Raw genomic sequence first — 20402 nt, 5'->3', positions numbered from 1 at the left:
GACAGGTGTGCGCGGTGCCGCTCGCGGTCCGTTACAGTCCGCTGCGTGCCGGAAACGCGTTACCTCGAGATCGCGGCGGTCCTCGAGGAGGAGCTCGCCGATGCCGCCGTCGGCACCCGGATCGCCAGCGAGGCCGAGCTGTCGGCCCGCTTCGGCGTCGGACGGTCAGCGGCCCGGGCAGCGCTCCAGCACCTTGCAGCGGCGGAACCGCATCCGACGGTGAAGGGCGTCGGCAGCTTCGTCGCCCGGCGCATCGACTACCGGATCGGCTCCGGCGCCGCGCCGTCCTGAGCCACACCGTCCGTGCCGCGGGCGGCGAGCCGTCCAGCGTCACCCTGTCCTGCGCGGTCGCTCCCGTCCCGGCGTCGGTCGCCGGACACCTCGGCCTCGACCCGGGCGCCCCGTGCCACCGGCTCACCCGCCGCTCGCTCGTCGACGGGCTGCCCGCGGCGTGGGGCGTCGAGTGGGTGCCGCCGTCCGTCGTCCCGGAACTCGCTCAGGCGCTCCGTGTCCGGAACTCGCTCTACGAAGTGCTCCGACAGACGGCCGGTGCACGGCCGACCCGGCAGTGGGTCCGTGCCGGGGCCGACGTCGTCACCGAGGAGGTCGCACGGCACCTCGACCTCGACGAGGTCACCCTCGGCTGGTTCATCGAGAGCTGCACCGTGGACGGGGGCACCGGCCGGCCCCTGCTCGTCAGCGAGCGGTGGATCCGCGCGGACGCGATGCGGGTGCTGTTCGAAGTCGGGACACCGGCACCGTCGGGTCCTCGACCGCAGCGCCCGCTCGATCCGTCCACGCGTTCGGTGCGGCGGCGCCGGAGCCAGCGTCGAGATCGCACTTCGGCGGCCTCCGCGTCGGCTCCTGGTCGCGGGAGTGCGATCTCGACGGCGCCGACCGCCGGCGACGGGGCGCGGGAGTGCGATCTCGACGGGCGCGCGACGCGCGGTTCAGCCAGAGAACGTGGTCGTGTCGGCGTGCCGCGCTCCGCGATGCGATGGATGCAGCGTTGCGGCTGCTGCCGAGAACGAGGGTGCGATGGGTCCGACCGAAGGACACGAGGAGCGATCTGCGCTCCTCGACGGGCGGTACCGCCTCGAAGCGGCGATCGGGCAGGGCGGGATGTCCGTCGTGTACCGCGGTGTGGACGAGAGCCTGCACCGCCCGGTCGCGGTCAAGGTGTTCCACCCCGGCATCGTCGACATCGCCCGGCAAGAGGCCGAGCTCGGCGTCCTCGCCTCGCTCGAGCACCACAACCTCGTCAGCCTGCTCGACGCCGGCGTCCTCACCGGGCAGGACGGCACGCAGCAGCGCCTCATCGTGATGGCGCTCGTCGTCGGACAGGACCTCGAGGAGCGGCTGGGCGTCGGGCCCCTCGCCTCGCGGCACATCGCCGAGATCGGCTACGACATGGCCGAGGCGCTCGACTACATCCACGCGCACGGCGTCGTGCACCGGGACATCAAGCCGCCGAACATCCTGCTGGTCGACTACGGCAACGACTCCGACCGTGCCCGTGCCCGGCTGACGGACTTCGGCATCGCGCTCGCCGCCGGGGTCGAACGGCTGACGGCCGACGGCGTGACCACGGGGACCGCCGCGTACCTCAGCCCCGAGCAGGCGCGGGGCGGCGACGTCGGCCCGGCGAGCGACGGTACTCGCTCGGCCCTCGTGCTGTTGCAGTGCTTCACCCGTCGCCGGGAGTTCCCGGGTTCCCTCGTCGAGTCCGCGGTCGCGCGGCTGTCCCGCGACCCCGTCGTACCCGAGCCGCTGCCCGAGCACTGGAAGTCGCTCCTCCGCGCGATGACCGCGCAGGACCCGCAGGACCGTCCGGCAGGCGCCGAGCTCGTGACGCTCCTGCGCGACGTCGTCATCGCCGACACCGCGGCCGCCGACCGGGTCATCGACACCACCGCCGGCGCAGCACCTCGAACACGACGGACGCTCCCCAGCACGCCGGCGCAGCCCAGCACGGCGCCGACACCGCCCGCCCGGCGACGCTCGACGAACTGCCCGACGAGGCGCTCCAGCGCACGACGGCCATGGCGGCGCGGCTGTTCGACGCCCTGATCGCCCTGGTCGAGGTCCTCGACGAGGACCGCGAGTGGTCGCAGTCCTACATCGCCGAGGGCGTCGACGAGTCGGCGCGCAGCATCAGCCTCCGGAACCGCTTCGCGCCCGTACCGATGCTGGTCGTGATCCCGGACGGCTCGACGCACCCCGAGATGCAGAACAGCCCGCTCGTGACCGGCCCGCTCGGCATCCGCTTCTACGTCAGCGTGCCGCTGGTGAAGCACGACGGGACGGCGATCGGCACCCTGGCGGTGCTCGACACCCGTCCGCGCCAGGCGACCGAGGCAGACCTCGAGAACCTGCGCGACCTCGCCGCGCTCGCCGTCACGCAGCTCGAGCTCCGGCAGGAGTCGCTCCGCACCACGAACGAGTCCATCCCCGTCACCCGCCGGTGAGACGGCACCCGTCGTGGGCCGTCAGCCTTCGGTGAGCGCCGCCGCGTAGGCGCGGACCGACCGGTTGTAGCGGGGCAGCGCCGGCTCCACGGCCTCGATCGCCACCCGGAGCGCTTCGTCATGCCGCCCCGCGCTGTGCAGGGCGAGCGCGAGGAACACCCGCGGAGCCGCACCCGTCACGGGGTGCCCCGGTGCGTCACGCAGCATCGTGATCGCCTCGTCGACGCGTCCGGAGGTCCCGGAGCGTCGACGCGTGCTGCACCACGAGCTGTGCGGCGCGGACCGGGTCGACCTCGGCCAGCCCGGCAGCGGTCGCGGCCGTGTAGTGCACGTCCGCCTCGGCCTCGTGGCCGGCCGAGTCGAGGGACCCGCCGAGTTCGAACGCCCCGAGCGCCTGGTGCGGCGCCTGCGCCGCGAGCTCGCGCATGCGCGCGACCCGCGTCTGGTCGTCGACGGACTCTTCGGCCCACAGCGCGGCCACCTGACGTTCCCACGTCTCGGCCTGGAGGCCCGCGGCGGCGCCGCCACGCGCCTCCAGTCCGTCGGTGGTCGCGCGATGCGTCTCGGTCATGTGGTCAGGGTAGTGCGGTGGGGACGGGGGACGTCGTTGCGTGTGCACCTTGCGACAGCGTGCTCGTCGTTCGACAGGTGTCGTGTCGCTTCTTGCGTGCGCAACTGTTGCGTGTGCATCGTGCGACAAGGTGCTCGTCGTTCGACTGGTGTCGTGTCGCTTCTTGCGTGCGCAACTGTTGCGTGTGCATCTTGCGACGAGGTGCTTGTCGTTCGACAGGTGCCGTGTCGCTTCTTGCGTGTGCATCTTGCGACAAGGTGCTCGTCGTTCGACTGGTGTCGTGTCGCTTCTTGCGTGTGCATCTTGCGACAAGGTGCTCGTCGTTCGACAAGTGGTTTGTCGCTTGTTGCGTGCGCAACTGTTGCGTGTGCGACTTGCGACAAGGTGCTCGTCGTTCGACTGGTGCCGTGTCGGTCCTTGCGTCCGCAACGGACGACAGCGCGCTACCCGGCGGCGGTGCCGGCGCCGTCGGACACCGTCGCGCGGAACGTCCGGACCAGGGGGACGCCGGGCCGGAGCAGGGCGGGGACCGCCAGGCGAGCGCGGAGCCGACGGCGGGGTACTCGGCGGCGCGGACGAACCACGGGTCGCGGTGGTCGAGCGCCTCGATCCTGATCGTCGCCGGGCCGCCGTCGAACACCGCCGACCACTCGATCCACGGCGCGACCGAGCCGTGCACGGCGTCCTCGCCCTCGGTGTCGGCGGTGCGCACCCGGATGCCCGTGCACTCCGGGAACCGCCAGAAGAAGCCGCCGTAGCCCGCGCTGACCCGGCCGTTGCTGCCGGGGCCGCCCAGCCGGACGACCTCTGCGCCCGGTGTCCGGAACGACGACGACCACGTCAGCTCCCATCCGGCGTCGAGCGGCCGCCACGCGAGCGACCGGTCCTCGTGCAGGACCACTGCGCGGTCGGGGCCGCGCCAGACGACCTCCTGCCGGAGCGTCGGCCCGTGCTGTTCGGCACGCGGGACGGTGCCGGTGCCGTGGTCGTCGCGCCGGACGTAGCCCTCGCCCCGCACGTAGGTCGGGCCACCCCAGCAGTTCACACCGTCGACGTCCGGGATCGCGAACCCGACGCCGCAGTGCCAGTCGTGGTCCGCGGGGTGGTGGGCGCTGACGGTCGTCCCGCCGAGGGTCCGGACGGGGTGCAGGTACGGACGCGGGGACGACGTCGCGATCGTCCCGCCGCCGTCGAGCACCGTCGCGACCCGGGTGCCGTCGACCACGAGTTCGTCCAGCACCTCGTCGCGGGTGGTGTGGACCCAGGGTGCCCCGACCTCGGAGAAGAGCGCGCGGGCGTCCGCCGCCCGGTCGACGAGCGCCTCGACGTCGGCGACGAGGGGGCGCCGCGCGGGGCCGTCGCCCTCCCAGGTCACCCAGGGGTGGTCGATGCGGACCGGTTCGGTGGCGCGGACGGCCTCGAGCACCTCGACGAAGGCGCCGGTCGAGACCAGCGGCACGAGCAGGTCCTCGCCCGAGGCGCGGTGTGCGAGCAGGTTCTCGAGCAGGGCGGTGCGTCCGAGGTGTCGGGTCTCGTCGCCCACGGTGACCTCGTCCTCGGTGTAGTGCAGGACGGCGTCCCCGGTCGTCCCGCGCACCCGTACCGTCGGCAGTACCTCGGTCGGGCCGCACAGGGTGAGCGCCGCGGTGGCCTCGAGTCCGGCGGTCGTGGTCACGCGGACGGCCGAGGTGTCGTCGCCCTCGATGTCGTTCGCCCGGTGGAGCTCCACCTCGACGCGCGCGACGTCGGACGCCCGGCGGCACCCGACGAGTGCGAGGGCGGTCGCGACGGCGTGCGCGAGCGGGTTCGTGACCACGCCGTCGAGCACGTCGACACCGCCGACCCGACGCCGGCCGGCCCACGGCGAACGGTCCCAGTAGGCCTGGTTCCGGGTCCAGGTGCCCACGGCCGCAGCCGACCGGACCGTGCCGACCAGGGAGCCGTCGCGGAACGCCGGCAGCGCGTCCGACCCGAGGCTCTGGAAGCCGACCTGCACGACCCGGCCGGTGCGGCGCTCGGCGTCGAGCAGGGTGGCGAGCGCGGCGCGGGTGGTCACCGGGGGCTTCTCGAGCAGGACGTCGGCGCCGGCGTCGAGCGCGGCGAGGGCGAGCGGGAGGTGCGCGGGGATCGGGGCGGCCACGACCACCACGTCGACGGGGCCGTGCTCCCGCGCGGCGGCGACGTCGCACACCACGGGGACGCCACCGTCGGTCGTCGTCCCGAGCGCCGGGTCGACGACGGCGGTCAGCGTGCAGGTGCCGGCGGCGACGAGGCGGTCGATGTCCTCGCGGTGGTGCAGGCCGTAGCCGCGGGCCCCGACCAGCACGACGCCGGGCAGCGTTCTGGTCGCGGCGTCGGTGCTCACACCCGGAACGCTACCCGGTGCAGGGCCCCGGCTCACTCGCGCCGGGCGAGCCCGCGCCGGCTCACCCGCGCTGGGCGAGCCCGCGCTGGGCGAGCACCACGCTGTCCGCGGTCTCGTGCGCCGTTCCGTCTGCCGCCGTCGCGGTCCGCGGTCGGAGCTCGGCGGCGACGACCTCCCACGTGTCGTCGAGGTCGAGCGCCCCGAGGTCGTCCGCCGGCGTCGGGAAGCGGTACGACCGCATCTCCTCCGGCAGGTCCCCGTGCGGCGGGGCGGCGTGTGCGGTCACGAGCAGGTGTCCGCCCGGCGCCACGAACCCGGCCGCGCGGCGCAGGATCGCGGCTCGTGGGATCTCGACCGGCCACGACTGCAGGAACGACGCTGTCACCAGGTCGAACCGCGCCGCCGTGTCCCACGACCCGAGGTCGGCCGCGACGAACGCCGTCCGGTCCTCCACCCCGGCGGCGACCGCTGCCCGCGATCCCCGCTCGACCGCCGTGACGGACAGGTCGATCCCGGTCGCGTCCCACCCGTTCTCGGCGAGCCAGACGACGTCGCCGCCCTCGCCGCATCCGAGGTCGAGCGCCCGCCCGACCGGCACGGCCTCGGCGACCGACGCGAGCACGGCGTTCACCCGCCCGGACCAGATGCCGTCCCGCTCGGCGTAGCGGGCCTCCCACCAGTCGCGAGCCGAGGAGCCGGGGGAGACATCGTGGGTGTGCATGCCTGCAGTCCACCGCATCCTGCGCGCGACGGACAAGCGACGTTGCCAGAGCGGCAACGACGGGGTTCGCCGTGCGTCGACGGACCCAGCACGAGGGGGACGAGGGGGACAGCGCCCGATCGGCAGCGGTGCACCGATGCGGTCGGCAGCCGGGGTCCAGGAGGGGGACGGCTGTCCCCCGTTCGAGGGGCACACTGCCAGGTCGACGTAACCCTCTGGTCACTCACGATGGCCGAGGAACGATCACCATCGAACCACGCACGCGAACACGCAGCACGCGAACACGGCCCACGCGAACACGCAGCACCACGGCACGCGAACACGCAGCACCCGCACGCGAACACGCACCCGCAGCAGCACCTGCACCCGCACCACTGCAACGCCATCTCGTCACGCCTGATCCAGGGGGAAGGCCCGACATGACGTCCACGGACACAGCGGTCGACGCGCGCCACGACGCATCGACCGCGACCAGCGCCACCGCGACCAGCGCCACCGCGACCAGCTCCGCTCCGGCGCACCAGCCGCCGCGCCCCGGAGCGGACGAGTACCTCCCCGCCCCGCCCACCGACCGCGAGAAGTACTGGTACATGGGCCGGCAGCACCGCTGGATGCTGTTCGCCCAGGCCGCCGCCTTCGCCCTCATCGCCTCGAGCATCTGGCGCTTCTCGACGTCGGCGCCGGGCCTGCTGCTGTTCCTCATCCCGACGACGCTGTACTGCCTGACGCTGCTCATCTCGCTCAGCACGAGCTCGCGCCGCAAGCGGTTCCGGAAGCGCGACCACATCGAACGGGTCAGCTCCTGGCAGCCGGACCGGTACCCGACGGTGGACGTGTTCCTGCCCACCGCGGGGGAGCCGATCACGATCCTCGAGAACACCTACTACTGGGTGTCGAAGCTCCGCTGGCCGACGACCCTGACGGTGTACGTCCTCGACGACGGCGACCGCCCCGAGGTCGCCGAGCTCGCCCGCCGCTACGGCTACCGGTACGAGGTCCGGCCGAACCGCGGCCACCTCAAGAAGGCCGGCAACCTCCGGTACGGCTACGAGCAGTCGGACGGCGACCTCATCGCGGTGTTCGACGCCGACTTCGTGCCGCGCGCCGACTACCTGCACGAGCTGGTGCCGTACTTCGACGACCAGGGCCTCGGCATCGTGCAGTCGCCGCAGTTCTTCGACGCCCGGAAGGGCATGCACTGGCTGCAGCGCACCGCTGGAGCCACGCAGGAGCTCTTCTACCGCTGGATCCAGCCCGCCCGCGACCGGTCGAACGCGGCGATCTGCGTCGGTACGTGCGCGATCTACCGCCGCGCGGCACTCGAGCAGGCCGGCGGCTTCGCCCAGATCGGCCACTCCGAGGACGTCCACACCGGCGTCAACCTGATGCGCGTCGGGTTCCTGGTCCGCTACGTGCCGATCCTGGTGTCGAAGGGCATGTGCCCGGACGACCTGGCGTCGTTCCTCAACCAGCAGTACCGCTGGTGCACCGGGTCGATGTCGCTCCTGGCCGACACCACCTTCCACGAGAACCCGCACATCAGCCTCCGCCAGCGGATGTGCTTCTGGTCCGGCTTCCTCTACTACATCTCCACCGCGGTCAACGTGTTCCTGCTCGCCGCTGCCCGGGCTCGTGATGCTGTTCGGACTGCCGCAGTGGATCCAGCCGCAGAACTCGATCTGGCTGCTCGGCGCGATGGTGATGTGGCTCGTGGTCGTCCCGATCATGTACAAGTCGCGCTGGCGGATCGACGTCCTGCGCATCCAGTCGCTGTACTCGTTCGCCCACGCCGTCGCGATCGTGCACGTGCTCACCGGCAAGACGAAGGAGTGGGTGCCGACCGGCGCCGCGAAGAAGGTCACCACGCCCTCGGCACGCAGATCGCCCGGGTGATGCGGATCACGGTGTCCGTCTCGCTGCTCGTCACGTGGTCGGGACTCGCCTGGGCGACGGTCCGGTACGGCTTCGACATGCTCTGGGCGATGTGGATCCTGGCCGCGATCCACGCCTACGTGCAGGTCCCGATGCTCTTCCTGTCGGTCCCGTCGCCGAAGCGGGCTGCCCGCAAGCAGGTGCGTGCCGACCGCCGGGAGGCGCGACTCACCGCCCACACACCGGCCCACGCCGTGCCGGTGCCGGCTCCCACCCCCGCACTCGCCTCGGTGACGGCGGCGGACGCGACCGCCACCACCCTGCCGGCACCGCCGCTGTCCCCGGCGGTGACCCCGTCGTCACCGGTCGACGTCGTGCCGGAGCCGAGCCGCGCCTCCCGGCCGGACGCACCACCCGCGTTCGGTGAGCGGCTCGACCCGGTCGCGTTGCCGGCGTCCGCCGCCCCGATCGAGGAGCCGGTGCAGGCCGAGCGCCCGCAGGCCGTCGGGCCGCGCGTGTTCCGGCCGGACATCCAGGGGCTCCGGGCGATCGCGGTGCTGCTCGTGGTGATCTACCACACGGGTGCGCCGGTCCTGACCGGCGGGTACGTCGGGGTGGACGTGTTCTTCGCGATCTCCGGGTTCCTCATCACCGGTCAGCTGCTGCGGGAGATCGACCGGAAGGGCCGCATCGACTTCGGCTCGTTCTACGCCGGTCGCATCCGGCGGCTGCTGCCGACCGCGCTGCTCGTCATCGCCGTGACCGTGGTCGCGACGCGGGTGTTCGACTCGATCCTGCGGGCTTCGAACGTGGCGTGGGACGGCGTCGCGGCGACGTTCTTCGCGCTGAACTACCGGCTCGCCGCGCAGGGTGTCGACTACCAAGCGGCCGACGGACCGGCCTCGCCGCTCGAGCACTTCTGGTCGCTCGGCGTCGAGGAGCAGTTCTACCTGCTCTGGCCGCTCGTGCTGACCCTGGCGCTCGTGCTGTGGAAGCGGCACCGCAAGCTGGCGATGACCGCCGTCGTGACCCTCGTCTTCGCCGGCTCGATGTGGGCGTCGGTGACGATCACCGCGCACGACTCGCCCCTGGCGTACTTCTCGATGCAGACCCGCGCGTGGGAGCTGGCGGCCGGTGCGTTCCTGGCGATCGGCGCCCGGTACGTGGCGAAGATCCCCGGGGCCCTGCAGGTCGGCCTGACCTGGCTCGGGCTCGGCGCGGTGCTGGCGAGCGCGTTCGTGTACTCGGACGAGACGCCGTTCCCCGGCACCGCCGCGCTCCTGCCGGTGCTCGGCGCCTGCGCCGTCATCGCCGGTGGTGGGGTCTACCGGCGGGGATCGGTCGAGACCGTCCTGCAGCTCAAGCCGTTCCAGGCGATCGGCAAGGTCTCGTACGGCTGGTACCTGTGGCACTGGCCGATGGTCGTGCTCGTCCCCGTGATGGTGAACCGCGACCTCGGATGGGTCGAGAAGCTCGAGGTCATGGCGGTCGCGCTCTGGGTCGCGACGATCACGTACCACCTCATCGAGTCGCCCTCGGCCCGCGCGCGCTGGAAGCGGATCCGCTGGGCGGCGGTCGGTGCGGCGGCGGCCGCGGTGACGACGGCGACCGCGGTCGTGGTCGTGTTCTCCGTCCCCGCACTCGTCGGCAGCGGCGGCACCGTGCAGGCGGCGACGCTCGACCAGGGCGACTCGAAGGAGATCCAGACGACGATCCAGTCGGCGCTGCGGACCTCGGACGTGCCGACCAACCTGACCCCGGGGCTCACCGAGGCCGCCGACGACCAGCCGGACTCCACCGACAACGGCTGCCACGCGGGCTACCTGCAGATCCAGCAGAAGGCGTGCGTCTACGGCGACCCGGACGGCGCGAAGACGGTGGTGCTGTGGGGTGACTCGCACGCGCAGCAGTGGCTCCCCGCGCTCGACGCCGCCGGCAAGTCCGAGGGGTGGAAGGTCGTCGCGTGGACGAAGGCCGCGTGCCCGGTCGCGCAGGACGTCGAGCTCTTCAACTCCTCGCTGAAGCGGGTCTACTCGGAGTGCCCGACGTGGCGCGACGCCTCGATGAAGCGGATCCAGGCGCTCGACCCCGACCTCGTCGTGATGGCGCAGTCGGACAACGTGCCCGGCAAGCAGGTGTCGAACACGACCTGGGCGGACGGCGCCGCCGAGACCGCGGCGACGATGCAGGCCGCGGGCGTCAAGACCGTGTACATGCTCGACACCCCGGTGCCCGAGGGCGACGCGGTGTCCTGCGTGGCCGAGCACCTCGACACCGTGGGGGAGTGCAACCAGTCGGAGAAGCAGGCGTACGCGGTCTCCGGCCGCCACGAGGACGTCGCCGAGACCGTGCGGGCGGCGGGGGTGTCGACCGTGGAGCCCCGCGACTGGTTCTGCACCGACGACGGGTGCCCGGTGGTGGTGCAGGACAAGCTCGTGTACCGCGACCAGACGCACATGTCGACGGCGTACAGCCGGTGGCTCGAGCCGCTGGTCGCGCCGCTGCTGCGCGCGTCGTAGGCGGGGGGGCCGGGGCCCCGGCCCCGGTTTCGGGCTGAGCGACAGTTCTCGGCGCAGCAGCGCGAGAAGTGTCGCTCAGCCCGAAACTCGCCTGCGCCGGGCCGGGCCGCACCGGGTCGCGGGGCTAGGCCTCGTCGACCGGCACCGGCTCGGCGTTCTCGATGCGGGCGCTCGCCGTGGCCATGTGTTCGTCCATCGCCCGCTGCACCCCGAGCACGTCGCCCGACCGCAGGGCCTCGAAGATCGCCCGGTGCTCGTCGTACGCCGCCTCGGTGGCCTGCCGCGTGCGCACTCGGCGTCCGACCCACACGCTGAGCATCGACCGCAGGCTCTGCAGCAGGTCGGCGAGCACGTCGTTCCCGGCGGCGCGGGCGAGCAGCACGTGGAAGCGGACGTCGGCGTCGATGAAGGCGTCCGGATCGTCGAGCGCCGTCTGCTGCCGGTCGAGGTACGTCCTGCAGTTCGTCGAGCTGCGCCGGGGTGGCCCGCTGGGCGGCGAGGATAGCGGCGGTCCGCTCGAGCGACGACCGGATCTCGAGGAGCTCACGCGTCCGGTTCGAGGCGAGCATGAGTCCCCACGACAGGGTCGTCGGCAGCAGGTCGGACATCCCACCGCGCAGGTAGGTGCCGGACCCGGGGCGGATCTGCACGATGCCGAGGATCTCGAGCGCGGCGAGGGCCTCGCGCACGGCGGACCGGCCGACGCCGAGCCGCTCGGCGAGCACGCGCTCGGACGGCAGCCGCGAACCGGGTGCCAGATCGCCGGCGGTCAGCAGGGAGACCAGCTGCCGGGCGACCTCGGAGGCGGGGGACCCGGCCGGGACGGACTCGAGTTCGAGCCGGATGTTGAGGGGGTCGTTCTCGCTGAACGCGGGCATGCAGTGAGCGTACCGGTCGGTCAACCGGTTCCAGCAGCGCGCCGACTGCCGGCCGACTGGCGACAGCTCGCGCCGAATGGTCAACCGGTTGACAAGTTGAGGACGACCGCGCACACTGGTCTCCGGCGCACCGAGGCGTCCACTCCGTGCCGGGCGCAGCAGCCGGGCCAGGAGCCGAACCACCCCCACCGAGCAGGAGTCATCGTGGACATCCCCGCCACGCGAGGCATCCCCACCTCGGTCGTCGAGAAGACGGCCATCCGCAAGATCGCGATCCGCATCGTGCCGTTCGTGGCACTGATGTTCTTCATCAACTTCCTCGACCGCACCGCGATCTCCTTCGCGGCCCCGAACGGCATGGAGGCGGACCTCGGTCTGACCGCCGCCCAGTTCGGGTTCGCCTCCGGGGTGTTCTTCATCGGCTACCTCGTGCTCGAGGTGCCCTCCAACCTGGCGCTCCACAAGTTCGGCGCCCGGGTGTGGCTCGCCCGCATCATGATCACGTGGGGCATCGTCTCGCTGCTCTTCACGTGGGTGCAGAACTACCCGCAGCTCGTCGGCCTGCGCTTCCTGCTCGGCATCGCCGAGGCCGGGTTCTTCCCCGGCGCGATCCTGTTCCTGTCGACCTGGGTGCCGGCACGCCACCGCGGCAAGATGCTCGCGCTGTTCTACCTGGCGCAGCCCCTCACCAGCGTGATCGGTTCGCCGCTCGCCGGCTGGCTGATGACGCACGAGGGCCTGCTCGGGGGACTGGCCGGCTGGCGCTTCATGTTCCTCTGCGTCTCGATCCCGGCGATCATCGTCGGCGTCCTGTGCCTCTTCGTCCTCAAGGACAAGCCGTCCCAGGCCAAGTGGCTCGACGAGGACGAGAAGCTGTGGCTCGAGGGCGCCCTGGCGAAGGAGAACACCGCGAAGACGGGTGCCGGGCACGCGAAGGGCGGGCTTCGTGCCGCGTTCGGCTCCGGTCGCGTGGCGGATGCTCGCCGCGGTGTACTTCGGCTTCATCTACGGCCTCTACGCGCTGAGCTTCTTCCTGCCGACGATCATCGACGGCTTCCAGGAGCAGTTCGGCACCACGTTCGACCTGTTCCAGAAGGGCCTGATCACGGCCATCCCGTACATCCCGGCCGCGGTCGTCCTGTACCTCTGGTCGCGTGACGCCTTCCGCCGCGGAGTCCGGGTCTGGCACATCGCGGTCCCGGCGCTCGTCGGTGGTCTGAGCATCCCGGTCGCGCTCTACATGAACAGCCCGGCCGCCACCGTCGCCGTCATCGCGATCACGGCCAGCGCCATCTTCGCCGCCCTGCCGAACTTCTGGACCGTGCCGACGCAGTTCCTCACCGGTGCCGCAGCGGCAGCGGGCGTCGCGCTCATCAACACGATCGGCAACCTCGGCGGCTTCGCGGCCCTGTACATCACCGGCGCGGTGAGCGAGTGGACCGGCGGCTACCAGGCCCCGATGTTCATCGTCGGCTTCTTCATGGTGCTGTCGAGCGTCCTGATGTTCGTGCTCGGCCGGAACACCAAGCGGAACGCAGCGACGGCCGCGGCCGAGGCAGCAGCAACGTCCCCGAGCACCCAGGAGACCACCGCATGACCCGCCTGTTCAACGACCCCGCGGACTTCGCGGACGAGATGGTCGACGGCTTCGTCGCCGCCAACCGCGACCGGGTCCGGAAGCGTGCACGGCGGCGTCGCCCGCTCCACCACCAGCCCGGAGGGCACCGTCGCACTCGTCGTGGGCGGCGGCTCCGGCCACTACCCGGCGTTCGGCGGACTCGTCGGCCACGGGCCCGCCGCGGGCGCCGCGATGGGCAACCTGTTCGCCAGCCCGAGCGCCCAGCAGGTGACCGCGGTCGCGACGGCGTCCGAGCACGGCGGCGGCGTCCTCCTCTCCTACGGCAACTACGCCGGCGACGTCCTGAACTTCGACGCCGCCGCGCGGGCACTGACGGCCCAGGGCATCGACGTCCGTACGGTCCGGGTGACCGACGACGTCGCGTCCGCGCCCGCCGACGAAGCGCACAAGCGCCGTGGCATCGCCGGTGACCTCTGCGTGTTCAAGGTCGCCGGTGCGGCGGCGGAACGCGGCGACGACCTCGACGCGGTCACCGCGATCGCGACCCGGGCCAACGACCGCACCCGCAGCTTCGGCGTCGCGTTCTCGGGCTGCTCGCCCCCCGGTGCCGACGAGCCGCTCTTCACCGTCCCCGAGGGGCGCATGGCCATCGGCATGGGCATCCACGGCGAACGCGGCATCGCCGAGGCCGACGTCCCCACTGCGGCCGGTCTGGCCGACCTGCTCGTCGACAAGCTGCTCGCCGAGCGACCCGACGGCGCCGGAACCGACGGCACCACCGCCCCCCGCGTCGTCCCGATCCTGAACGGCCTCGGCTCCGTGAAGTACGAGGAGCTCTTCGTCGCCTTCGGCGCCGTGCAGCGTGGGCTCGCCGACGCGGGCGTCGTGATCGTCGAACCCGAGGTCGGCGAGCTTCGTCACGAGCTTCGACATGGCCGGCGTCTCGCTGACCCTCTTCTGGCTCGACGACGAACTCGAGCAGCTCTGGGCCGCGCCCGCCGACAGCCCCGCGTACCGCAAGGGCGGCGCCGTCCCGCAGCAGCACCTCGCGCCCGAGGCCCTCGCCGCCGACGAACAGGCACCGGTCACCCCCGGCTCCGAGGCGTCGCAGGCGTCCGCCGCCCGGGTCGCCGAGTCGATCACCGCGATCCGCACCACGATCGACGAGCACGCCGACGAACTCGGCCGCATCGACGCCGTCGCCGGGGACGGCGACCACGGCATCGGCATGCAGCGCGGTTCGACGGCCGCCGATGCGGCCGCACAGGACGCCGCCGCCCGCGGCGCCGGCGCCGGCAGCGTCCTCGCGATCGCCGGCGACGCCTGGTCCGACAAAGCCGGTGGCACGTCCGGCGCGATCTGGGGAGCCGCCCTGGAGGCACTGGGTCGCGTCCTCGGCGACGACGAACGCCCGTCGGTCGCCACCGTCCAGGGCGCGGTGCACGCCGCCACCGAGGCGGTCCTCGCCTTCGGTGGGGTCCCCGGCGACAAGACGATGGTCGACGCGCTCGTGCCGTTCGACGAGGTCTTCACCGCACGGGTCGCGGCCGGCGACGAACTCGTCGACGCCTGGTCCGGCTGCGTCCGCGGCAGCGCAGACCGCGGCGGACGCCACGGCCGACCTGCTCCCGCGGATGGGCCGCGCCCGCACCCACGGCGAGGACGCCGTCGGCACCCCGGACGCCGGCGCGATCTCGTTCGCGCTCATCACCGACGCGGTCCTGTCGACCATCGCCGTCTCCGCCTGACCCACCCCACGAAAGGCACACCCGCATGAGTGAGCAGCAGTTCCGTCTCGTCGTCGGCTCGGACGACGCCGGCTTCGACTACAAGGAGATCATCAAGGCCGACATGGCGAAGGACCCCGCGTGGCGTCCGTCGTCGACGTCGGTGTCGACGCGGACGGGCACACCGCGTACCCGCACGTCGCCGTCGACGCCGCCCGTCTGGTGGCGAACGGCGAGGCCGACCGCGCGATCCTGATCTGCGGCACCGGCCTCGGCGTCGCGATCGCCGCGAACAAGGTCCCCGGCATCCGTGCCGTGACCGCGCACGACTCGTTCTCGGTGGAGCGCTCGATCCTGTCGAACGACGCCCAGGTCCTCTGCATGGGCCAGCGCGTCGTCGGCGTCGAGGTCGCCCGCCGGATGGCGAAGGAGTGGCTCGGCTACACCTTCGACCAGACGAGCGCGAGCGCGGAGAAGGTCGCGGCGATCTGTTCCTACGACGGCTCCGCCCCGGTCGGGACCGACGCCTGATGCCCGCGACCACGGCGTCCGCCCCCACGGTGATCGGGGTGTCGCTCAAGATGTACTTCAGCCATGCCCGGACGCTCGAGTGGGCGGCCGCCGTGGCCGACATCGCCCGGACGCACCCCGCGGTGCGGTCCGGCGCGGTGGAGCTCTTCGTCATCCCGACGTTCCCCGCGCTCGTCCCGGTGCGCGAGGCGATCGGGGACGCCCCGGTCACGCTCGGCGCGCAGGACCTGGCGTGGGCGGACAGCGGCGCGTTCACCGGCGAGGTCTCCGGCGCCGAGCTCCGTGAGATCGGGGTCGACCTCGTCGAGATCGCGCACGCTGAGCGCCGTGACCTGTTCCACGAGACGGACGACGAGATCGCCGGGAAGGTGCACGCGGCGTTCCGCAACCACCTACGCCCCCTGATCTGTGTCGGCGAGACGACCCGCGCCTCCAGTCCGGAGGCGGTGGCGGACGTGACCGCGCAGCTCGACCGGTTCCTGGCGACCGCGACCGCGGACGGCCTGGCCGGTCCGATCATCGCGGCCTACGAACCCGTGTGGGCGATCGGCGCCCCGGCGCCCGCGCCCGACGAGCACATCGTCGCCGTCCTCGACGGGATCGAGCAGCACCTCGCCACGCGCCCCGAGCTCGCCGGCTCCGTCGCCATCTACGGCGGCAGCGCCGGACCCGGTCTGCTGACGCGCGGTCAGGGCCGCATCGGTGGGCTGTTCCTCGGGCGCTTCGCGCACGACCCCGAGGCGATCCGCACGATCCTGGACGAAGCACAGGCGCTGGCGGTGGCCTCGTGACCTCCCTGCTCGGCCTCTCCACCTACGCCTACTTCTGGCGGATGTCCGACCGTGCCCCGTCGCCGATGTCCCTCGACGACGCACTGCGCGACGCGGCGTCCCACGACGGCGTCGACCTCTTCCAGATCTGCGACCACCTGCCGCTCGACACCGCGAGCGACGAGCGGCTGTCGGCGATCCGGACCCTCGCGACCGACCTCGGCCTCGTGCTCGAGGTCGGCACCCGCGGCACGCAGCCGGAGCACCTCGCCCGGTACCTGCACGTCGCGCAGCAGCTCGGCGCGACGCTCGTCCGGAGCATGTGGACGAGCGGCGACGACCAGCCCGACGCTGCCGAAACGGAGCAGCGTCTCCGCCTGGCACTGCCCGCGTACGAGGCAGCCGGTGTGACCCTCGCACTCGAGACGTACGAGGTCGTGGCCACCGCCGACCTCGTCGCCGTCGTCGAGGCGATCGGGCCCGAGCACCTCGGCATCTGCCTCGACCCGGCGAACACCGTCGCACGGCTCGAACACCCCGCCGAGGTCGTCGCGGCCGCGGCCCCGCACACCCGGAACTGGCACGTCAAGGACTCCGCGTTCACCCGCTCACCGGGCTGGGTCGGGTTCCAGTACACCGGCGTCCCGATCGGCACCGGGATCCTCGACTACGCCGCCGTCCGAGCGGCGATCGACCCCGACCGCCGCGGCGTCAACCGGGTGATCGAGTTCTGGCTGCCGTGGCAGGACGAGCACGCGGGCGCCGAACCGCGACCGGGCGAGACGCCCGCCGAGACCACCACCCGCATCGAGGCGGAGTGGACCGAACACACCATCGAGTACATCAGGAGCCAGGAATCATGACCGACACCGCCACCACCACCCACACCGTCGCTGCCGGATTCGGCACGGCCGACGTCACCGTCGCCGTGATCGGTGCGGGCGGCAAGATGGGCACCCGCGTCTCGAACAACTTCGCGAAGAGCGAGTACACGACGCTCTACAGCGAGGCCTCGCCCGCCGGCCAGGAGCGCATCCAGGCCCTCGGCCGGTCGCTCACCGACAGCCTCGACGCCGCGAAGGCCGCCGACGTCGTGATCCTCGCCGTGCCGGACGTCCTGCTCGGCAGCATCTCGGAGCAGCTCGTCCCCGTCATGAAGTCGGGCGCCAGCATCCTGACGCTCGACCCGGCCGCCGCCTACGCGGGTCTCCTCGCCAAGCGCGAGGACATCCACTACGCCGTGGCGCACCCGTGCCACCCGTCGGTGTTCCTCGAGCGCACCACCAAGGAGGAGTGGGACGACACCTTCGGTGGCATCGCCGCCCCGCAGGAGGTCATCGCGGCCTTCGACGCGTCCGAGTCCCTCGGCGACGAGGGCGACTCCGCCAAGGCGATCGCCGAGGCCGTCATCACGACCATGTACGCGCCCGTCATCCAGGTGCACTGGGTCACGGTGAAGCAGCTCGCCGTGCTCGAGCCGACGCTCGTCGAGACCATCGCCTGCATGATCGGCGACTTCCTCAACGACGCCCTCGAAGAAACGGTCACCGGCGTCGGCGTGCCCCGCGAGGCCGCCCGCGCCATGCTCTACGGCCACACCTGGATCGCGCTGACGAACGGCCTCCGTGGCTCGAACCCGTTCTCGGACGCCTGCCACATCGCGATGGGCTACGGCCGCGAGAAGCTCATCAAGGAGGACTGGAAGCAGGTCTTCGACGACAGCGAGCTCGACTCGGTCATCGCCAAGATGCTCAAGATCGACGCCGTGCGCCGCTGATCAGGACCAGCCGCTGACCGCACAGAGACCGGAACGCCCCGCCGACCCCCTTCCGGCGGGGCGTTCCCCTGTCCTCGGTCAGTCGGGCCGGCGGAACGCCCGGGCAGCGGGGGAGTGCACACCGTCCGACCTCACGACGCCGCGCGGCCCCCACGCCTCGGCGAGCGTGATCGACGCGACCCCGGGCACCGTGAGCGCCGCCACGGACGCGGCGAACCACTCGCCAGCAGCGCGCGAGTGCTGCCCCGGGTCGGTCGCGTCCGGCACGGACTGCGGCCCGTACCCACGCACCACGGTCGGGTCCGTCACGACGCGCGGGGTGACGTCGCCACCGCGCTGAGCCGCGGCCGCAGCGTCACCGGACCGACGTGGCTAGCTCTGCCGGCGGCCAGCCTGGAGGCACTCATCACCACCCAGCGCTGCATCCGCACCGACTCGGTCACCTGGGCACGGGACCGGTCGTGCATCTGCGGCGTGACGCTGAACGCGAGCGGCCCGTCCCACCCGCGGAACAGCGCGATCGACCGGTTCAGCTCGGTGAAGTGGGCGCGGGTGCCCGCGACGACCTCGAGGCCACCGTGGGCCCTCGCCGCCGCCCGGAGCGCGTCCTGCGCGCGGGCGTCGTCACGTGCGTCGTCGGGTCCACCGCGCCCACCCGGACGACCGGGCCCGCGGCGAGCACCGCGTCGACGGCCGCGCGCAACGCGTCCGGGTCGTCGGTCACGAACCGGACGTCGAGCGGTGCGCCGCCGGCGTCCCGGCGGGCCGAGGCGAGGGCCGCGGCTGCGTCCGGATCGCCGAGCACCGGTTCGACCAGGATCGGGACGCCCGCCAGCAGGGCGACGTCGTCCGGTCGCTCGGCGGCCGGAGCCGACCCGGCGAGGAGCTGGAGGGTCGGCGGCGGGGTGACCGCGGTGGTGGGAGCCGATCCGTCCAGGAGCGCGAGGGCCGGGGCGGGGGAGGGCGTGCCTCCCGGCCGGAGCGAACCCGGCGGCGGGAACGCTCCCGCCGGACCGCACTTGCAGCGCGACGGACTGGTGGATCGCGGTGCCGGAGTCGAGCGGGACGGGGAAGGGATCGGACAGCGGGGTCGAGTACGTCTTGAACGAGGCGTCGGTCCAGTTCCGCTGGTCCTCCATCTCGAAGCCGTCGCCGGACAGGTGCAGCTCAGCGTCGATGCCGTCGACGGTCCACGCGTACTCGACCACGTCGGTCGCGGGCTGGTGCGGCGCGATCCACGTGGGGAAGACCTGCTCGGTCGGCGGACCGAACGCGTGCCGGACCGCGAACGGCGTGCCGGCCAGCGTCGGCGGGTGCAGGACGACGAGTCCGATGCGGTTGCGGCGGAACGGGGCGGTCGTGGTCGCGCTGGCGTCGACCGCCACGGTGCCGCCGTCGATCGCGACGTCGAGGACCCACCGCAGGACCGGTGCGCCGTCGTACCCGCTCGTCGCGTCGATGCGGACGTGGGCGCTCGGGACGTCGTCGCGCACCTCGACCGAACGGTGCAGCACGGTGTCGTCGGCGGTGCGCCAGTCGTGGTCGCGGGTGACGAACCGGATCGCCCGCAGGATCGTGACCCCGCGGTGCGTCACGTCGGCGATTTTCGGTGCCGCGCAGGACGAAGCGCCAGGGCCCGACCGCGACGACCTCCTCGGAGTCGGGTGCCCGGTGCCACGTGTCGCCGTCGCTCACGGTCTCTTGCTACCAGTCGGTCAACCGGTTGCGCAATGATGGGATCGTGGAGCGACGGCGCTCCGAGGACGGAGTGCCCGCATGACCGCACGACTGACCGGCAGGACCGCACTGGTGACCGGGGCCGGATCCGGATCGGCCGCGCCATCGCCGACCGCTTCGTCGAGGAGGGCGCGCGCGTGGTCTACGCCGACCGCGACGCCGCCGCTGCCTCGGGAGCGGCGTCCGCCGCCGGCTCCGACGACCGCGCGGTCGCGTGCACCATGGACATCGCCGACGAGGCCGGCGTCGAGGCCGGGTTCGCCGCCCTCGTCGCGCAGGGATGGACCCCGACGTGGTCGTCGCGAACGCCGGGGTGCAGTTGTTCGGCCACGACGCCGCCGTGGCCGAAGTCTCGCTCGAGACCTGGAACCGGACGGTGGCGGTGAACCTCACCGGGACGTTCCTCACGGTGAAGCACGCGGTCCGGACGATGCTGGCGGCTGGCAGTGGTGGGTCGATCATCGCGACCGGGTCCCCGACCGGCCTGAACGGCGAGGGTGCCGGGTTCGCCGCGTACTCGTCGACGAAGGGCGGCACCCACGCGCTCGTCCGCGCGACGGCGATGGCGTACGCGCCGGACGGCATCCGCGTGAACACGGTCGTGCCGGGCTACACGGAGACGGCCCTCGTGTCGGCGATCTCGGGCGACCCGGCGTCACGCGCGGCCATCGTGTCGCGGACGCCGCTCGGTCGCCTCGGCACGCCGGAGGACGTCACCGGCATCATGGTCTACCTCGCCAGCGAGGAGTCCTCGTACGCCACCGGCGCCGAGTTCCGCGTCGACGGCGGCATGACGAGCCTGTAGCGCGCGGCGCCGCGCCGCGCCCGCGCGCCCCCGCCCGGCCTGGCCCGGCCCGCCCCGGCCCGCCCCCGAGTTTCGGGCTGAG

The 20402-nt window shown here is 72.6% G+C and carries 17 protein-coding genes and 6 pseudogenes; 14 read left to right on the top strand and 9 right to left on the bottom strand.

Annotation, left to right across the window (positions count from 1 at the left end):
* The first annotated feature begins 45 nt into the window (after nucleotides 1-45).
* The 4 genes and pseudogenes from ACZ8AI_RS20350 to ACZ8AI_RS20335 all read left to right on the top strand — a co-directional run bounded on the left by ACZ8AI_RS20350 (nucleotide 46) and on the right by ACZ8AI_RS20335 (nucleotide 2468).
* The gene (locus ACZ8AI_RS20350) at nucleotides 46-291 is read left to right on the top strand and encodes a GntR family transcriptional regulator (protein ID WP_464859635.1); all 246 of its coding nucleotides are present in this window, start codon (nucleotides 46-48) and stop codon (nucleotides 289-291) included.
* Nucleotides 288-719: pseudogene (locus tag ACZ8AI_RS20345) on the top strand (GntR family transcriptional regulator); the annotation flags it as partial. The gene ACZ8AI_RS20350 and the pseudogene ACZ8AI_RS20345, both read left to right, overlap by 4 nt.
* Before the next feature lie 319 nt (nucleotides 720-1038).
* Nucleotides 1039-2070, top strand: coding sequence for a serine/threonine-protein kinase (locus ACZ8AI_RS20340; protein ID WP_464859634.1), 1032 nt, complete (start codon nucleotides 1039-1041; stop codon nucleotides 2068-2070).
* Nucleotides 2043-2468, top strand: a complete 426-nt coding sequence (locus ACZ8AI_RS20335) for a GAF domain-containing protein (protein ID WP_464859722.1) — start codon at nucleotides 2043-2045, stop codon at nucleotides 2466-2468. The genes ACZ8AI_RS20340 and ACZ8AI_RS20335 overlap by 28 nt, the downstream gene beginning before the upstream one ends.
* Before the next feature lie 21 nt (nucleotides 2469-2489).
* Here ACZ8AI_RS20335 and ACZ8AI_RS20330 read toward each other — a convergent pair whose 3' ends face one another.
* From ACZ8AI_RS20330 to ACZ8AI_RS20315, 4 genes are all read right to left on the bottom strand, one after another.
* Nucleotides 2490-2675, bottom strand: coding sequence for a tetratricopeptide repeat protein (locus ACZ8AI_RS20330; protein ID WP_464859633.1), 186 nt, complete (start codon nucleotides 2673-2675; stop codon nucleotides 2490-2492).
* Complete coding sequence (locus ACZ8AI_RS20325) at nucleotides 2665-3039, bottom strand: tetratricopeptide repeat protein (RefSeq protein WP_464859632.1); 375 nt, start codon at nucleotides 3037-3039, stop codon at nucleotides 2665-2667. The genes ACZ8AI_RS20330 and ACZ8AI_RS20325 overlap by 11 nt, the downstream gene beginning before the upstream one ends.
* Nucleotides 3040-3043: 4 nt before the next feature.
* Nucleotides 3044-5404 (bottom strand): DUF6807 family protein, encoded by a 2361-nt coding sequence (locus ACZ8AI_RS20320; protein ID WP_464859631.1) that lies wholly within the window; start codon nucleotides 5402-5404, stop codon nucleotides 3044-3046.
* A gap of 61 nt (nucleotides 5405-5465) precedes the next feature.
* Complete coding sequence (locus tag ACZ8AI_RS20315; RefSeq protein WP_464859630.1) at nucleotides 5466-6125, bottom strand: class I SAM-dependent methyltransferase; 660 nt, start codon at nucleotides 6123-6125, stop codon at nucleotides 5466-5468.
* A 419-nt stretch (nucleotides 6126-6544) separates the two neighbouring features.
* Here ACZ8AI_RS20315 and ACZ8AI_RS20310 point away from each other — a divergent pair, with 419 nt between their 5' ends.
* Nucleotides 6545-10516, top strand: a complete 3972-nt coding sequence (locus ACZ8AI_RS20310; RefSeq protein ID WP_464859629.1) for an SGNH hydrolase domain-containing protein — start codon at nucleotides 6545-6547, stop codon at nucleotides 10514-10516.
* A gap of 124 nt (nucleotides 10517-10640) precedes the next feature.
* On the opposite strand, the gene ACZ8AI_RS20305 is transcribed toward ACZ8AI_RS20310, so the two are convergent.
* A complete protein-coding gene (locus ACZ8AI_RS20305) occupies nucleotides 10641-11063 on the bottom strand; it encodes a FadR/GntR family transcriptional regulator (protein WP_464859628.1) in 423 nt (140 codons plus the stop codon).
* A 133-nt stretch (nucleotides 11064-11196) separates the two neighbouring features.
* Nucleotides 11197-11394 (bottom strand): annotated as a pseudogene (locus ACZ8AI_RS20300) (FadR/GntR family transcriptional regulator); the annotation flags it as partial.
* A 300-nt stretch (nucleotides 11395-11694) separates the two neighbouring features.
* On the opposite strand from ACZ8AI_RS20300, the pseudogene ACZ8AI_RS20295 reads away from it, so the two are divergent.
* The 7 genes and pseudogenes from ACZ8AI_RS20295 to ACZ8AI_RS20265 all read left to right on the top strand — a co-directional run.
* Nucleotides 11695-12207: pseudogene (locus ACZ8AI_RS20295) on the top strand (MFS transporter); the annotation flags it as partial.
* A gap of 175 nt (nucleotides 12208-12382) precedes the next feature.
* Nucleotides 12383-12991 carry an MFS transporter gene (locus ACZ8AI_RS20290; RefSeq protein ID WP_464859627.1) on the top strand — a complete coding sequence of 203 codons (609 nt, stop codon included), beginning with the start codon at nucleotides 12383-12385 and terminating at the stop codon, nucleotides 12989-12991.
* Nucleotides 12988-14721 (top strand): annotated as a pseudogene (locus ACZ8AI_RS20285) (dihydroxyacetone kinase family protein). Before ACZ8AI_RS20290 ends, ACZ8AI_RS20285 begins: the two are co-directional and overlap by 4 nt.
* A 25-nt stretch (nucleotides 14722-14746) precedes the next feature.
* Nucleotides 14747-15231: pseudogene (locus tag ACZ8AI_RS20280) on the top strand (ribose-5-phosphate isomerase).
* Nucleotides 15231-16022 carry a triose-phosphate isomerase family protein gene (locus ACZ8AI_RS20275; RefSeq protein ID WP_464859626.1) on the top strand — a complete coding sequence of 264 codons (792 nt, stop codon included), beginning with the start codon at nucleotides 15231-15233 and terminating at the stop codon, nucleotides 16020-16022. The pseudogene ACZ8AI_RS20280 and the gene ACZ8AI_RS20275 overlap by 1 nt, the downstream one beginning before the upstream one ends.
* Nucleotides 16019-16864, top strand: a complete 846-nt coding sequence (locus tag ACZ8AI_RS20270; protein ID WP_464859625.1) for a sugar phosphate isomerase/epimerase family protein — start codon at nucleotides 16019-16021, stop codon at nucleotides 16862-16864. The genes ACZ8AI_RS20275 and ACZ8AI_RS20270 overlap by 4 nt, the downstream gene beginning before the upstream one ends.
* Complete coding sequence (locus tag ACZ8AI_RS20265) at nucleotides 16861-17778, top strand: phosphogluconate dehydrogenase C-terminal domain-containing protein (RefSeq protein WP_464859624.1); 918 nt, start codon at nucleotides 16861-16863, stop codon at nucleotides 17776-17778. The genes ACZ8AI_RS20270 and ACZ8AI_RS20265 overlap by 4 nt, the downstream gene beginning before the upstream one ends.
* Before the next feature lie 78 nt (nucleotides 17779-17856).
* On the opposite strand, the gene ACZ8AI_RS20260 is transcribed toward ACZ8AI_RS20265, so the two are convergent.
* The 3 genes and pseudogenes from ACZ8AI_RS20260 to ACZ8AI_RS20250 form a co-directional block, all read right to left on the bottom strand.
* Nucleotides 17857-18072 carry a hypothetical protein gene (locus ACZ8AI_RS20260; protein ID WP_464859623.1) on the bottom strand — a complete coding sequence of 72 codons (216 nt, stop codon included), beginning with the start codon at nucleotides 18070-18072 and terminating at the stop codon, nucleotides 17857-17859.
* A gap of 11 nt (nucleotides 18073-18083) precedes the next feature.
* A complete protein-coding gene (locus tag ACZ8AI_RS20255; protein WP_464859721.1) occupies nucleotides 18084-18797 on the bottom strand; it encodes a hypothetical protein in 714 nt (237 codons plus the stop codon).
* 6 nt (nucleotides 18798-18803) lie between these two features.
* Nucleotides 18804-19430: pseudogene (locus ACZ8AI_RS20250) on the bottom strand (hypothetical protein); the annotation flags it as partial.
* A 78-nt stretch (nucleotides 19431-19508) separates the two neighbouring features.
* Between ACZ8AI_RS20250 and ACZ8AI_RS20245 the strand changes: the two are divergent.
* Both ACZ8AI_RS20245 and ACZ8AI_RS20240 read left to right on the top strand, forming a co-directional pair.
* Entirely contained in the window at nucleotides 19509-19901 is a 393-nt protein-coding gene (locus tag ACZ8AI_RS20245; protein ID WP_464859622.1) for an SDR family NAD(P)-dependent oxidoreductase, read from the top strand.
* Complete coding sequence (locus tag ACZ8AI_RS20240; protein ID WP_464859621.1) at nucleotides 19808-20320, top strand: SDR family NAD(P)-dependent oxidoreductase; 513 nt, start codon at nucleotides 19808-19810, stop codon at nucleotides 20318-20320. Before ACZ8AI_RS20245 ends, ACZ8AI_RS20240 begins: the two co-directional genes overlap by 94 nt.
* Nucleotides 20321-20402: the final 82 nt, after the last annotated feature.

The organism is Curtobacterium sp. AC273 (assembly GCF_979253735.1).
Note: the sequence above shows the minus strand (reverse complement) of the source record. Positions and strands in the feature narration are given on the sequence as shown.